Origin of the sequence: Marinomonas algae (genome assembly GCF_047525555.1) — a bacterium.
Classification (GTDB): Bacteria; Pseudomonadota; Gammaproteobacteria; order Pseudomonadales; family Marinomonadaceae; genus Marinomonas.
The window spans coordinates 300,254-313,082 of record NZ_JBLIXK010000001.1; the positions used below are offsets into that span (position 1 = coordinate 300,254).

A 12,829-nucleotide genomic window follows, 5' to 3' on the forward strand; every position below is an offset into this window, starting at 1 on the left:
ACTCTTTCTATAGTAGAAAGGTTCCTCTATCAGCGTCATTCTCTCAATAACAAAAGATGCCAAAGTTAATGACAAAATAAATCAAGGCCGTTGCTTCTGAATGTCATAAACCTATCTCAAAAGCATCTCGTGACTTTAAGACAACAAAACAAACGAAGAATAAAAAGGAGCAGAGATTTTACTTTTTCTTCTGTTTTAGATCTTTAACCCAGTTGATATCCGTAATCACCATATAGATAAACCCTGTTTCTGCAGAGGTTCTATAAGCCCCTTTTCCTTTTAACAAATAGCAACTGACAGACGTCATGTCCCAACCATCAGACTCACTGCCGTGCCATGTGTCTTTCTTCAAAAGTTTGAAGTTGTTTGTTTCACCGTGCTCTTTAACCTTGTGTATTTGGCTTTTTGCATTGTCCAGAATAGTGCCATTGGCCCAAGACCAAATCCACATTTTGCTTTTCGTCGATAAAGAACCAACAAACTGAACTTTAGCCATCACAACAGGGCCGTCATCATCAGAAAATACTAAGGTGCTATTTTCTTGATCCCAGTCGAAACGCTTGTACTCTCCAATTTTATAGGTAGAAACCAAGGACTTTTGTCGCTTAGACAAATAGTCATGAGCCGTGACAACAAAACTCTTCCATTGAGCAGATGGTGAATCTGGGCTTAATTCCAAAAAATCTAAAACTGACTTAACAATCTTTTTCATGCTGCCTCTTTAATGCTTCTCTAACCCCTGAATATTCACCTTAACAGGCCAATTACTCTCTAGGCTTCCAATTACTTCCATTCGGCTTGTTTCCTGCCATGGGGTTTTGGTAAAACTCACTTCCCCACGGGAAACATTCACCAATAATGCTTCTGTTGAGTCAATTGAAAAAACACCTTTGATTCGATAAACCCCTTCCAATATCGACATGTCTTCAATCGTAGACTGTAAAGCCTCTTCGTTAAAGTGCTGCTCTATCGGCCAACGCCAACCTAATACCTGCATTGCATCCTGATGTTTTTGATAATGCCAAGGTGAATTCAGCAAACAATCTTCGGAAGCGGCGTGATGCTCATGCTTATGTGAATGCTCATGCTCGTGCGAGTGAGTATGCTCAGACACTTTCTCCTCAACCAATACATCTTTTAGCCCGACATCTAAATCTGCAAGATCCAGCTTCATAGGATTAGACATAAAGAGCTCAGGTTGTGCTTTAGATTCATCACCGAAATAGTGGTTTAAAAAGCTTATATCAGCGTCTTTATATTTGTCAGAGTGACTCAAAACAATGCCATTAGCTGACTCAATTTGATCATTAAAAATCTCGTGTTGGGTATAACGCTCATCTTGTAAATTACGAGCATCTAAAACGCAGAAAACACCGGTGAGCAATAAAACATCTTGGTACAAATCGCTGCGTAACTTTTGGACAATTTGTTTTGGATGTCCAAGACCTGAAGGCTCAATGAGAATTCGATCCGGATTGTATTGTCGAATGAGTTGATTCAAGCCTTGCTGGAAAGCAGCCGAGGTGGTGCAACAAACGCAACCACCAGGTACTTCTTTAATGGCAACACCCGATTCTGAATAAAACGCGCTATCTAACCCAATATCACCAAACTCATTGACCAGAACAGCCCACTTTTCATTTGCAGGGGCTTTTTCCAGTAGCTGACGGATCAAAGTCGTTTTGCCTGCTCCTAAAAATCCGGTGATTAAAGTCACTTTTATTCCTTGATAGCGCATATCCAAAATCTCAACTATTTCAATTAAAAGGTATAAGCCAATGACACGCTCGTCACTGTATCTGTATTCTCTTTTGTGCTCAGCACTTCACTGTTATGAGTAATGCTGTAAGCCGCTTTCATGCTTAAATCTCGACGAATTTTTGTGCTAATCGCTGTTTCTGATTTCGTCTGAGTATTCTCATCAGACTCTAACGCCATTTCTGTACTAAACGTCTGTGTAAACTTGGCTGTCGGACTGATATTAAATAGATATTCTGCTTCAAGGTGAACAATCGCAGATTCTCCTTTCTCACCTTCATCCGTCTTGTTAAAAGAATAACCCGGACCCACACTGTAATCTAAGAAGGAATATTGGTTAGAGAAAAGCCTTGCAGAATAACCAACAGCAACCGTATTTTGGTACTCATAACCGCTTAAACGATCGTCTGTGTGAGACCCATAAACGAAGATAGAAGTATCCTCATCGCTTAATTTGTAATCGCTTTGAGCAGATAAAAATAACTTCTGCGCCGTGGTTTTTGTTTCGCCATCATATTCACTTTTTTTGTAGAGCGTATCGATCAAGTATTTATTTTTCCAAGCTCGAAAGTCTTGATGAAGCGTCGCCTTCCCCTTTAAAGAGGTACTTTCTGTATTACCTGACGTAGCGATAATCCCTAACTCTAATTCAGCTTTGAATGGCTCTAGCTTTTTTGGTGGTTCTTCTGCATAAAGAGTCGGAATCGTTAGAGTCAAACCGGTGAGTGTCAGTAACTTGAGCGTTTTCATGAGAACATCTTCCTTTTTCTGTTTAAAAAAACGAAGAAGATATTCTTTCATTGATCTCTTTTTATCTCAGTCAACATAGAGTTAACTATTTGAAAACTAATCGATAAAACAAAGAAAAAGCTTTATTAAGAACGCACTTTTACATTGTTATTTACGTCTTTACTCTGCTTAATCAAGTCATCTCCCGCATCTGCTCTTGCAGATTTTGCCAAACGGTCATACAGCAGCACATTCACCGAAGCAGCCAGATTCATACAACCAACCGTTGGCACAAACACCACATGATCGGCTCGATCGACAATCTTTTGGGAGATCGTGCCGTCTTCTGGCCCAAAAATATATAACGCCTTTTCTGGGTGCTGAAAGCTCGGTAACGGAGTCGCACCTTGTATTAAATCGACACATATTATTTGAGTGTCGGACTCAACAGCATCGATTAGAGTCTCAACACTCAGAGTTTCTATATTGACTAAAGGAATAGTAGAACTGGCGTTTTTGGTATCTGTCGTCATTTTTGCCGCACGATCATAACGATGGCCAGAATACAGAACCTGATCCACTTGATAACAACCCGCCGCTCTCATTACTGAACCCACATTCTCAACCCCTTTAGGGTTTGTAAGACCAATAGAAACATATTCTTTTTTCATCGATAGACACTACACTGACATTGAAAACGGCGGAGATAGTACCACTATTTAAAGAGACAGTGACGACATCACCTGTTCCAACAAACAAGATTTATTCGAGGCAGACATGCATTTCTTAAAAAAAATTGGCTTTACTCTTCTCGCCGCTGCCACATTTCAAACGCAAGCAGCTTCCGTCTGGAAGGTCTCATCTGAGACAAACACAGTTTACATTGGCGGCACTATTCATCTTTTAACACCGCAAGATTACCCTTTGCCTAAAGCCTACGACATTGCTTACCAAGCATCCTCGAAAGTCATTTTTGAAACCAACATGGACACCATTAGTTCTGCTGCTTTTCAAAAAAACCTTCAAAATAACATGCTTTATACCGACGGAACGACGCTGGATAAGATACTGCCATCTGACACTTATCAATCCCTTGTCACTTATCTAAACAGCCGAAACATTCCCATCAATGCGGTACAAAACCTCAAGCCAAGTTCATTGGCAATGTCTTTGAATATGATTGAACTAAAACATCTGGGCTACACCAGTGAAGGTGTGGATATGTTTTATTCACGCAAAGCCACAAAGGAAAACAAACCAAAAGGTTGGCTAGAAGAACCAGAAGAGCAAATCTCTGCTCTCAGCAGCTTTAATCAGGAAAACGAAGAGCAGATCATAGAGTACGCTCTAGACGATATTAAAGAGATGCCAAGCACAATGGATAAACTTCGGAACAGCTGGCGTCGAGGCGACATGGAAACCATGGCAAGTTTAGAAATTGTAGATCTCAAAAGAGACTACCCAGACGTGTATGAATCGCTTCTAACAAAGCGTAACAACCTATGGATGCCTCAGATAGAAACCATGCTAAATGACTCACAAGTTGAATTTATTATGGTTGGCGCCATGCATATCGCAGGACCAGACAGCATTTTGAAAAAGCTTAAAAACAGAGGCTACGAGGTGAAACAACTGTAAAAACACCTAAATGGGCTCGACAAAGAGCCCATTTCCTTAAAACAGACAAATTCTTCTCCCAAATCTCGGCCTATTTTTTTATACTAGCCGCCTTTAATTTTAGGGCTGACTAAACGATCAGCTTTAACACTCCCCCACTAAAGGCAAAAAAGGCAATTTTCATGCTCGAACGTTATTTCCAACTTAAAGCGCATAATACCTCTATACGCAATGAGGTCGTCGGCGGCATCACGACTTTCCTAACCATGGCGTACATCATCTTTGTGAACCCATCTATTCTTGCTCAAGCAGGTATGGACCAAGGCGCGGTATTTGTCGCGACCTGTCTAGCTGCAGCCATCGGTTGTTTGATTATGGGTCTTTATGCAAACTACCCAATCGCCTTGGCTCCGGGCATGGGCTTAAATGCCTTCTTCACTTACGGTGTTGTATTAGGCATGGGCTACTCGTGGGAACAAGCTCTTGGAGCAATTTTCCTATCCGGTATACTTTTCATTTTCATCAGTATATTCCGCATTCGTGAATGGGTAATTAACGCTATTCCATCTTCCCTAAAGCTAGGCATTGCGGCAGGTATTGGTTTGTTCTTGGCGATGATTGCTTTCCAAAACTCGGGCATCATTGTTAAAAACCCTGCAACTTTGGTTTCTTTAGGTGATTTGTCTTCTCCTTCTGCTATTTACGGCTTTCTAGGCTTTTTTGTGATCTGTGCATTGGCTTACTTAAATATCACTGGCGCCGTGATGATTGGCATTTTACTGGTCACTGTTTTATCCATGATATTCGATCAAAACAGTTTTGGCGGTTTGGTTTCTATGCCGCCATCTATCGCACCGACTTTCCTTGCTATGGACATAGAAGGTGCCTTTCAAATTGGCATGATCAGTGTGGTTTTTGCTTTCTTCTTTGTCGATTTATTTGACACTTCCGGCACGCTAATCGGTGTGGGTCAACGTGGTGGATTGCTTGATAAAGAAGGTAAATTGCCTCGTTTGAAAAAAGCACTTTTGGCAGATTCAAGCGCAACGGTCGTTGGCGCTGCATTAGGAACCTCTTCTACAACAAGTTACATCGAAAGTGCTTCTGGTGTATCTGCAGGTGGTCGAACTGGCTTAACCGCTGTTGTGGTCGCTTTGCTTTTCTTGTTAAGCCTTTTCTTTGCGCCATTAGCAGGTTCTATTCCGGCTTACGCAACGGCTGGTGCCTTAATGTACGTCGCGGTTCTAATGATAGGCAGTTTGGTACACGTTGATTGGGATGATATTTCTGAAGCAGCACCGGTTTTAATCGCCGCTTTCACTATGCCATTAACTTACTCAATCGCTGACGGCATCGCACTTTCTTTCATCAGCTACGCGGTCATTAAATTATTATCTGGTCAAGGTAAGCAAGTTAGCGTTGCGGTTTACCTTCTAGCGGCATTGTTTATTGCCAAGTTCTTTGTGTTCGTATAACACTCAAAGAAAACGACAATAAACACAAAAAAAGAGAAGCAAAATGTTATTTGCTTCTCTTTTTTATTGGTCAAGTTTTACGGGTTAAGTCACACCAATGGCAAGGTCACTTCAACTAACAATCCACCCAATTCACTACGAGATGCGGACACAGAACCATTATGTTGGCGAATCGCACTTTCTGTAATGGCCAAACCTAGACCTGTTCCACCACTGTGACGATCACGAGCCGTTGACACTCGATAGAAAGGCCTAAAGATAGATTCCAATTCTTCATCAGGAACCCCTTCACCATTGTCCTCAATACGGATATGTAACGCTTTCGCTTCTTCTCTCATATCAACGCATATTTCATCTTTACTATAAGAAATCGCATTACGAACAATATTCTCCAGCGCACTCATCAAAAGCTGCGGATAACAAACAATAGAGCGATCTGGAATCGCCGACACATGGAGTGCTTTGCCCATTTGTTCGGCTTCGAACTGACAATCTGTCAGCAGCTCTTCCCACAAGCTAGAAAGCGGCTGTGCTTCTCTGTTTGTATGGTTGTCTACTTGCATACTTGATAGCTCAAGCAGCTTACCTATCATTTGCTCAAGTCGCTGAGCTTCCGTATCAATCCGAGTCAGTTCCGTGCTCTCACCCTGCTTTCTTGTGGCCAACGCCTGTGCCATTCTCAATCGGGTTAATGGCGAACGTAATTCATGAGAAATATCCGACAACAACCGCTGTTGTCGGCAAATCATGTTGTTCACCGCTTCCACCATTTGGTTGAAGCTTTCTCCCGCTTGGCGAAATTCAGAGGTGCCTTTTTCCAAACTAGGGTCCGTTTCAAACACACCTTGAGCCACTCTTTGCGCTGCTTTTTCCAATCGACGAGCAGGCTGACTTAACGCCCAAGCAAGCCATAAAAGTAAAGGCGTACTGACCAACATAACCGCTAAAAGTAGACGAAATGGTTGATCAAACAGTTGCAATAGGAAACTTGGTGGCTCACTCTTTTTAACTCCGATATAAAGAAGACGATCTTCATCGCCAAGCTTAATCGGGAAAGGCCCTGATAACATGACTCTGCCATATAACTTTTGTTGGGGCTTAAGAGGATCTTCTACTCGAGTAACGAAGTTTCGTAACATTCTCAATGTGAAGTCAGACCGACGAGACCAAACCTGAATCTCACCATCAAGGTCCGTAATATACAAACGCAGTTTGCTGTCTTCGTCACCACGTTTCGAGCGGCGTTCTATTTCATCAATGACGGAATAAAGCTCTTTGCTTTTGACAAACTCTTGCTCAATTCTATCTCTCACCTGAAGCATATCGCTGTAATGAGGTGGTGAAATGTCTTTGGTTAATCGAGGATCTAAACGCGGTAAAGCCAGCACAGCCAGAATCACTAAGAACATGGTGAACCAGAAAATAGCGAAAATACGACCATACAAACTGGTGATTTTGGGTAGTTTCATTATTCCCCCTCAGCCAATAAGTAGCCTCGACCACGCAATGTTTTGACCCTCGGTTTGCCATTCGGCCAATCTGGTAACTTCTTTCTTAAGTTAGATACATGCATATCTACTGCTCGATCAAATGCTGCCAAACGCTTCCCTAAAACTTCTAAGCTCAAGACTTCTTTCGTGAGTACTTGCCCAGGGTTAAGTAGGAAGTAATGCAGTAAAGCAAACTCCGTACTGGTTAAATCCAAAAGATCACCATTGCAATAAGCTTCTAATCGACCAGGGTAAAGTTTAATGTCTCGATACATAACAAAGTCATTTTGAGTCCCAGCTTTGGTGACTTGAGTTCTTCGTAATATGGCACGAATTCTTGCTAGTAGTTCACGCTCACTAAACGGCTTAGGCAAGTAATCATCTGCTCCAAGCTCAAGCCCAACTACGCGGTCTATTTCATCGCCTTTCGCTGTTAGCATTAACACGGGAACGTCCCATTTTTCGCGCAGCTGCTTTAAGGTTTCAAAGCCATTTAGTTTAGGCATCATTACATCAAGTAAAACCAAGTCCACACTTTCATCCATTGCATCTAATCCTTCCATCCCATCATAGGCGGTAGAGACTGTACAATTTTCAAACGACAACACTTCTTTAAGTAAATCACTTAACTCAATGTCGTCATCAATGATTAATATATGTGGCATGTGCTTTTCCTGAAAAATGATTAAAGAGACAAGTCATTAAGTATATTTTACGTTGAAATGACAACAATAATCAGGCCTTTACGATACTTTACCTTAGCAATACGCCACTTTACCTAACAAACTCTATTCTATCCCTATTCGCTGAACACACAGCGCAATAACGAATACCAACCTACAATATAGAAGGAAATGAATATGAAAATGGCAAAAAAAATCATCTTAGCATCTGTTGTTCTTCCATTCGCATTAAGTGCTGGTAGCGCGTTGGCTTTTGGCGGAAAAGACCATAAAGGCGGAGACGGACAATGCTTCCCAGGTCTAGACCGCGGCATCTTGAAACAACTAGAACTGACTGATGCTCAAAAAGATCAACTAAAAGAGTTACGCAAAGCGGACAAAGAAGACCGCAAAGCAGATAGAGAAGAGCGTAAAGTAGCTCGAGAAGATCGCGAAGAAAACGGCATTCCTGAAGAGCGCAAAGAAGCTCAAGAGCAAAAGCTTGAACAACTAAACGGCTTACTATTAGCAGACAAGTTTGATCCAGCTGAAGCGACTAAAATCGCACAAGAAATGGCTCAAAAGCACATCAAACGCCAAGTGAGTATGCTGAACAAGCAATACCAAATGATCAGCATTTTGACACCTGAGCAAAAAGAAAAATTCGTTGAGCTTCAGGAAGAACGTTTAGACAATTGCGCTGAAAAAATGCACAAGGGTAAAGACCGTAAATAATTGCTCTAAATAGCAAAAACGCTCCCCCTAGTTAGCAAAAAGGCGACTCACCTTAACAGTGAATCGCCTTTTTTATGTTTCTTAAGCTATCGATTCTATCAACGGCGCTTCCAAATCCTAGCAACAGCCTGATCACTACCCAATAACCCAACAATTTCACATACGATGCCCGTTATACCAAAAACAGCAATTGGAATGATTCCTGCGAACTCGCCTGTTTTCAATGTAAACACCAAGGATACCGTGGCAATAACAAAACATAGCAGACCTAATACCAGCAAAATCGTACGGTGAGACTTTTTATAATCGTATTCCCCTTCCCCAGACTCAAACATATTCAAAATCGGAGCACAGAGTTTTCTCATAACACTTCTCATATAAACAAACCTTCATATATCTTAAGTGCTTTTTTATACCATTAAACAATCACATCATGGCAATTTTTAATACTAAATTAAAGTTTTCTAGCTTATTGCCGTTGAATTTAAAGTAGGTAGAAATTAACCGTATCACCCAACTTTTAAAATCAGTATTTAACGGAGTAAAGAATGAAGAAACTTATCCAAACAGGTTTAGCTGTCGCTATTACAGCGATATCCATCGGTGTAAATGCAGAGCCAACTGTATCATATATAGAATATGCAATAGGCGACATGGATCATGATAGCGGTAGTAGTGATGACTATTCCTCTCTCGCTCTCACTTTTGAAACACCTATAGTGCCATTGCTTTCATTAGAATTGGCTGAGTATGGAGGTACTGAAATTTCAAGAATAGGTGTGGGTGATTATATCGAAGTAGGCAGTGCAAGCTATCTTTATGGTCTTGTTCATTTTAATGATTATGATCCTGACTTTATTGACTCAGACTTTAGCTTAACCGCTGGCGTTAATGCACAATTAACAGAACGCTTAGAGCTTAGATTATCTCTATCTGAATACACAGGTGATGATACTGACGGCCTAAGTAACACTAAAATTGGCCTGGCTTATTACTTAGCAGGGAACGCTTCACTTTCTGCAAACTATGCCAATCATGACAGCTTCAATGTTGTATCATTCTCTGCAAGATTGAACTTCTAACAGAGATAACAGAGAAACTAAAAAGGGCTGAAATTTAATCTATTTCAGCCCTTTTTAGATCAACTAAATCATTTGTAAAGACCAAATTAGCTTACTTTTGTCAACCAACCATGAGTATCTTCTGCTTTACCCCATTGAATATCATTCAATGCTTGGCGAAGTTTATTTGCGATTGGCCCAGGCTCACCAGAACCCACTTTGTATTCTTTCTCATTGTGAATAAACGTACCGACAGAAGTTAATACCGCTGCTGTACCAGACAATACAGCTTCTACTTCTGGTTTCGCGGCACGTTCTAGCAATTCCGCAACAGTCAAATCACGCTCTGTTACCGTCATGCCCAAATCTGCCGCTAACGTCAAAATAGAAGAGCGAGTCACACCATGTAGGAAAGACGTATCCAAACCTTTGGTGATGATTTCGTTGCCATCAATCAACAAGAAGTTTGCTGCACCAGTTTCTTGTACATCACCATTTGGACAGAACAAAACCTGGTCAGCTTTTACTTCTTCATTAGCTTTCCTCATCGGACCTAATGCACTGGCGTAGTTACCACCACTTTTGATCATACCCATGTGAGGTGCGCAACGCATACCGGCTTCGTCCAACAAAAGACGCAATGCTTTTGCGCCGCCGGTGAAGTAATCACCTACTGGAGACAACAATACGTACAACATAGAAGCCGCTGTTGCGCCTGCTGCTTTGCCTACATTTGCTTCTGTGCCTATGTGTGTTGGGCGAATATACATAGACTCTGGTGACTCAGGTACTTCACTCGCGAATTCAGCAACAACATCTAAAATCATTTTTGTAACCTGAGCTTCATCCAACTCAGGCAATGACAACAAACGGCTACTTTGCGCTAAGCGCTTAATGTTTTGGTCCATTCGAAATACGTGCACACTACCATCAGCGTGGCGAAAAGCCTTCAAACCTTCAAAGCAGGTACTTGAGTAATGCAACACATGCGCACCAGGATGCAATTGAATGCTATCCGAAGAGACTAGGTTTGCTTCACTCCATTGATTGTTTTCAAATGTTGCTAATGCCATTTTAGGCATGAACACGCTACCAAAAGCCGCCATTTTTGTTTCCTATATAAATAAATGATTACGAGTAACAGCAAATTCAAAGCAAAAAAAGTAAGACTCTAAAATTCCACGTTACGACCCAATGACAAGATATTAAAGGGGAAAGCAGATTGAGGAAAGTAAATCGTTTCATGCAGCCAGATAAAATCACACCTTTTTGCACCTTAGGCACGTTTTTTCATTCCTAGCATCAACAGTCTAAGAATTAGAACCATAAAAACACTTTAAAACCAGCTCCTACAGGATCCAGATAAAAAGCATTGAAATAAGAATATTGGCAACAAGAGTCAACCAAAACACCACCTGAAAACGGCGCTTTTTAGTCTTATGGCGAAACACACTTTGACCAAACATAGCACCAAACCATCCCCCCAGAAACGATAAGATGTGTAAGGTGCGTTCACTGATACGCTGGCTTCCTCTTTTTGCGGCGTATTTATCAATACCGTAAATAAAGAAAGTCAGCACACTTAAGAAAGCAAAGTAATACGCTAAAAATATCATCTAAAAACTTCTATCAGATTCCTATCGAGTCTATCGCTCATCTACAGTTGAATAAAAACTTGTCTCAAGTGTAAAGGCCGCTTTTGATATGTAAGAAAAACTATACAAAGGCAAATGTTCTATTGTATACCTAAACAATCATTTTTATGTTGGTGACAAAAACAGGCAATGAAAGACCACTTAACCATTTCCATTTCTTCGGTTCATGGAAGCAAGCACTTTAGTTTTGGAAAGAGTTTTCGCCATACATTTAAAATTATTAGTTACGCCATCATTATTGCTCTGGTCGTCATGGCTGGCGTGATTTATTACCTAGTTAATGAAGCCGAATTTGCCAAGATCAAAAAAAATGAGCTGGAAACAAGATCATCTTCTTTAAGTCGTGAGCTTACCGCCTTAACTGAGCTCAAAACCAACTTAGAAAGCGATCTACTAGAACGGGAAGAAAAAATGCAATTGGTCTCTGACCGATTGGGCGATTTAGAAAACCTGTTAGGCATGGAAAACGATGCGACTAGTGAGCTTGAATCACGCTTAGACACAGCCGCCATTCACTCGTCCGTACGTATTATCATGCTCACTCAGATTCCCAGTGGCGCTCCTGTAAAAAACGCGAGAACCTCCTCTGGTTACGGAGAAAGAATACACCCTGTTACTGGTATCAAAAAATTTCACCGAGGACAGGATTTTGCAGTAAACACAGGCACACCAGTGTATGCACCTGCTGACGGTGTCATTGAAGTGACCCGACCAAGCAATGAAGGCTCTGGAAACTACCTACGCATTTTTCATGCTCATGGTTTTTCCAGTTCCTACTCTCATTTAAGTAAGTTCGCCGCTAATAAAGGCGACTTTGTAAAAAAAGGCGATATCATTGCTTATTCAGGAAATAGTGGTTTATCTTCTGGGCCACACCTTCATTATGAAGTAAGGTTTATTGGGCGAGCGCTTAATCCGAAACCTTTTTTGGATTGGGATGTCGATAATTTTGATTCAATTTTCAAAAACGTAAGAGGAATAGGATGGGAATCTTTGGTGGGAACAATCGAGTTAAGAGTCAGTCATCAACTACAACTCTCATCGCAGAAGGCTGCTCAATCAACGGACACATTAAAGTAGAAAACCAGCTTCAAATTGACGGATACGTTGAAGGACAAATTGAAGTAAAAAATCTACTGAGAATCAGTGAGACAGGCAATGTCGTAGGTGAAATTCTTACCGAGCGCCTTATCATTAACGGCACATTTGAAGGTGTTTGCCGAGCCACCTACATTGAAGTACTCAGCTCTGGCCGAGTCACAGGCACGGTTTACAGTGACAACCTGAGTATCGAATCTGGCGGTAAGTTTATGGGGGTTACCAAGCCACCAGAAGAGCTAGCAAATGAACAAAACATCATTGAGCACAGCGAAGCAGAGCAAGACACTAACGACCTAAGTTATAGTCAAGTTACGTAAGAACACGAGAGAACCACTTGATTAGATAAAAAATACTGACAATTCATCAAGTGTTTTCACTTCACTTTTGCTAGTAACCCCTTAGTTCAATCCATTTTTTTACCTTGTAATTAAAAAGTCCCCATTCAGAATAAAAACAATACATATCAATAATAACCATGTCATTTCAAAGAAGTAGTATTGATTTCTCCATCCCACCTTGAACGATTGTTCACTTTATTTACTCACT

At 41.1% G+C, this 12,829-nt stretch carries 15 protein-coding genes; 6 read left to right on the forward strand and 9 right to left on the reverse strand.

Going from position 1 to position 12,829, the window contains the following annotated elements:
* Window positions 1–178: 178 nt before the first annotated feature.
* The 4 genes from ACMUMQ_RS01325 to ACMUMQ_RS01340 form a co-directional block, all read right to left on the reverse strand.
* On the reverse strand, window positions 179–712 hold the full coding sequence (locus ACMUMQ_RS01325; protein WP_414680254.1) for a DUF6882 domain-containing protein: 534 nt from the start codon (window positions 710–712) through the stop codon (window positions 179–181).
* 9 nt (window positions 713–721) lie between these two features.
* Window positions 722–1,717 (reverse strand): CobW family GTP-binding protein, encoded by a 996-nt coding sequence (locus ACMUMQ_RS01330; RefSeq protein ID WP_414680255.1) that lies wholly within the window; start codon window positions 1,715–1,717, stop codon window positions 722–724.
* Between the two features lie 44 nt (window positions 1,718–1,761).
* Entirely contained in the window at window positions 1,762–2,508 is a 747-nt protein-coding gene (locus tag ACMUMQ_RS01335) for a DUF481 domain-containing protein (RefSeq protein ID WP_414680256.1), read from the reverse strand.
* A 125-nt stretch (window positions 2,509–2,633) separates the two neighbouring features.
* A complete protein-coding gene (locus tag ACMUMQ_RS01340; protein WP_414680257.1) occupies window positions 2,634–3,158 on the reverse strand; it encodes an RNA methyltransferase in 525 nt (174 codons plus the stop codon).
* 106 nt (window positions 3,159–3,264) lie between these two features.
* Between ACMUMQ_RS01340 and ACMUMQ_RS01345 the strand changes: the two genes are divergently transcribed.
* Window positions 3,265–4,125 carry a TraB/GumN family protein gene (locus ACMUMQ_RS01345; protein ID WP_414680258.1) on the forward strand — a complete coding sequence of 287 codons (861 nt, stop codon included), beginning with the start codon at window positions 3,265–3,267 and terminating at the stop codon, window positions 4,123–4,125.
* Window positions 4,126–4,286: 161 nt separating this feature from the next.
* Window positions 4,287–5,579 (forward strand): NCS2 family permease, encoded by a 1,293-nt coding sequence (locus ACMUMQ_RS01350; protein WP_414680259.1) that lies wholly within the window; start codon window positions 4,287–4,289, stop codon window positions 5,577–5,579.
* An 89-nt stretch (window positions 5,580–5,668) separates the two neighbouring features.
* Here the strand turns inward: ACMUMQ_RS01350 and cpxA are convergent, their stop codons facing one another.
* Window positions 5,669–7,048 carry an envelope stress sensor histidine kinase CpxA gene (cpxA, locus tag ACMUMQ_RS01355; protein ID WP_414680260.1) on the reverse strand — a complete coding sequence of 460 codons (1,380 nt, stop codon included), beginning with the start codon at window positions 7,046–7,048 and terminating at the stop codon, window positions 5,669–5,671.
* A complete protein-coding gene (locus tag ACMUMQ_RS01360; RefSeq protein WP_414680261.1) occupies window positions 7,048–7,734 on the reverse strand; it encodes a response regulator in 687 nt (228 codons plus the stop codon). Before ACMUMQ_RS01360 ends, cpxA begins: the two co-directional genes overlap by 1 nt.
* A 195-nt stretch (window positions 7,735–7,929) precedes the next feature.
* Here ACMUMQ_RS01360 and ACMUMQ_RS01365 point away from each other — a divergent pair, with 195 nt between their 5' ends.
* Window positions 7,930–8,466: a CpxP family protein gene (locus ACMUMQ_RS01365; RefSeq protein WP_414680262.1), complete on the forward strand. Its 537-nt coding sequence runs from the start codon at window positions 7,930–7,932 to the stop codon at window positions 8,464–8,466.
* Between the two features lie 98 nt (window positions 8,467–8,564).
* Here ACMUMQ_RS01365 and ACMUMQ_RS01370 read toward each other — a convergent pair whose 3' ends face one another.
* Window positions 8,565–8,843 carry a hypothetical protein gene (locus ACMUMQ_RS01370; protein WP_414680263.1) on the reverse strand — a complete coding sequence of 93 codons (279 nt, stop codon included), beginning with the start codon at window positions 8,841–8,843 and terminating at the stop codon, window positions 8,565–8,567.
* Between the two features lie 171 nt (window positions 8,844–9,014).
* Between ACMUMQ_RS01370 and ACMUMQ_RS01375 the strand changes: the two genes are divergently transcribed.
* The gene (locus ACMUMQ_RS01375; protein ID WP_414680264.1) at window positions 9,015–9,548 is read left to right on the forward strand and encodes a hypothetical protein; all 534 of its coding nucleotides are present in this window, start codon (window positions 9,015–9,017) and stop codon (window positions 9,546–9,548) included.
* Between the two features lie 86 nt (window positions 9,549–9,634).
* Here the strand turns inward: ACMUMQ_RS01375 and ACMUMQ_RS01380 are convergent, their stop codons facing one another.
* Both ACMUMQ_RS01380 and ACMUMQ_RS01385 read right to left on the reverse strand, forming a co-directional pair.
* Window positions 9,635–10,633 carry a branched-chain amino acid aminotransferase gene (locus tag ACMUMQ_RS01380; protein ID WP_414680265.1) on the reverse strand — a complete coding sequence of 333 codons (999 nt, stop codon included), beginning with the start codon at window positions 10,631–10,633 and terminating at the stop codon, window positions 9,635–9,637.
* Between the two features lie 243 nt (window positions 10,634–10,876).
* Window positions 10,877–11,143, reverse strand: coding sequence for a DUF1294 domain-containing protein (locus tag ACMUMQ_RS01385; RefSeq protein ID WP_414680266.1), 267 nt, complete (start codon window positions 11,141–11,143; stop codon window positions 10,877–10,879).
* 168 nt (window positions 11,144–11,311) lie between these two features.
* Between ACMUMQ_RS01385 and ACMUMQ_RS01390 the strand changes: the two genes are divergently transcribed.
* Both ACMUMQ_RS01390 and ACMUMQ_RS01395 read left to right on the forward strand, forming a co-directional pair.
* Window positions 11,312–12,262, forward strand: a complete 951-nt coding sequence (locus tag ACMUMQ_RS01390; RefSeq protein ID WP_414680267.1) for a peptidoglycan DD-metalloendopeptidase family protein — start codon at window positions 11,312–11,314, stop codon at window positions 12,260–12,262.
* A complete protein-coding gene (locus tag ACMUMQ_RS01395) occupies window positions 12,166–12,600 on the forward strand; it encodes a bactofilin family protein (RefSeq protein ID WP_414680268.1) in 435 nt (144 codons plus the stop codon). Before ACMUMQ_RS01390 ends, ACMUMQ_RS01395 begins: the two co-directional genes overlap by 97 nt.
* Window positions 12,601–12,829 lie beyond the last annotated feature (229 nt).

Excerpts from the sequence above, each read along its gene's own strand:
- ACMUMQ_RS01325 (WP_414680254.1), bottom strand. The coding sequence starts at position 712 with ATGAAAAAGATTGTTAAGTCAGTTTTAGATTTTTTGGAATTAAGCCCA.
- ACMUMQ_RS01335 (WP_414680256.1), bottom strand. The coding sequence starts at position 2,508 with ATGAAAACGCTCAAGTTACTGACACTCACCGGTTTGACTCTAACGATT.
- ACMUMQ_RS01340 (WP_414680257.1), bottom strand. The coding sequence starts at position 3,158 with ATGAAAAAAGAATATGTTTCTATTGGTCTTACAAACCCTAAAGGGGTT.
- ACMUMQ_RS01345 (WP_414680258.1), top strand. The coding sequence starts at position 3,265 with ATGCATTTCTTAAAAAAAATTGGCTTTACTCTTCTCGCCGCTGCCACA.
- ACMUMQ_RS01350 (WP_414680259.1), top strand. The coding sequence starts at position 4,287 with ATGCTCGAACGTTATTTCCAACTTAAAGCGCATAATACCTCTATACGC.
- cpxA (WP_414680260.1), bottom strand. The coding sequence starts at position 7,048 with ATGAAACTACCCAAAATCACCAGTTTGTATGGTCGTATTTTCGCTATT.
- ACMUMQ_RS01360 (WP_414680261.1), bottom strand. The coding sequence starts at position 7,734 with ATGCCACATATATTAATCATTGATGACGACATTGAGTTAAGTGATTTA.
- ACMUMQ_RS01365 (WP_414680262.1), top strand. The coding sequence starts at position 7,930 with ATGAAAATGGCAAAAAAAATCATCTTAGCATCTGTTGTTCTTCCATTC.
- ACMUMQ_RS01370 (WP_414680263.1), bottom strand. The coding sequence starts at position 8,843 with ATGAGAAGTGTTATGAGAAAACTCTGTGCTCCGATTTTGAATATGTTT.
- ACMUMQ_RS01375 (WP_414680264.1), top strand. The coding sequence starts at position 9,015 with ATGAAGAAACTTATCCAAACAGGTTTAGCTGTCGCTATTACAGCGATA.
- ACMUMQ_RS01380 (WP_414680265.1), bottom strand. The coding sequence starts at position 10,633 with ATGGCGGCTTTTGGTAGCGTGTTCATGCCTAAAATGGCATTAGCAACA.
- ACMUMQ_RS01385 (WP_414680266.1), bottom strand. The coding sequence starts at position 11,143 with ATGATATTTTTAGCGTATTACTTTGCTTTCTTAAGTGTGCTGACTTTC.
- ACMUMQ_RS01390 (WP_414680267.1), top strand. The coding sequence starts at position 11,312 with ATGAAAGACCACTTAACCATTTCCATTTCTTCGGTTCATGGAAGCAAG.
- ACMUMQ_RS01395 (WP_414680268.1), top strand. The coding sequence starts at position 12,166 with ATGGGAATCTTTGGTGGGAACAATCGAGTTAAGAGTCAGTCATCAACT.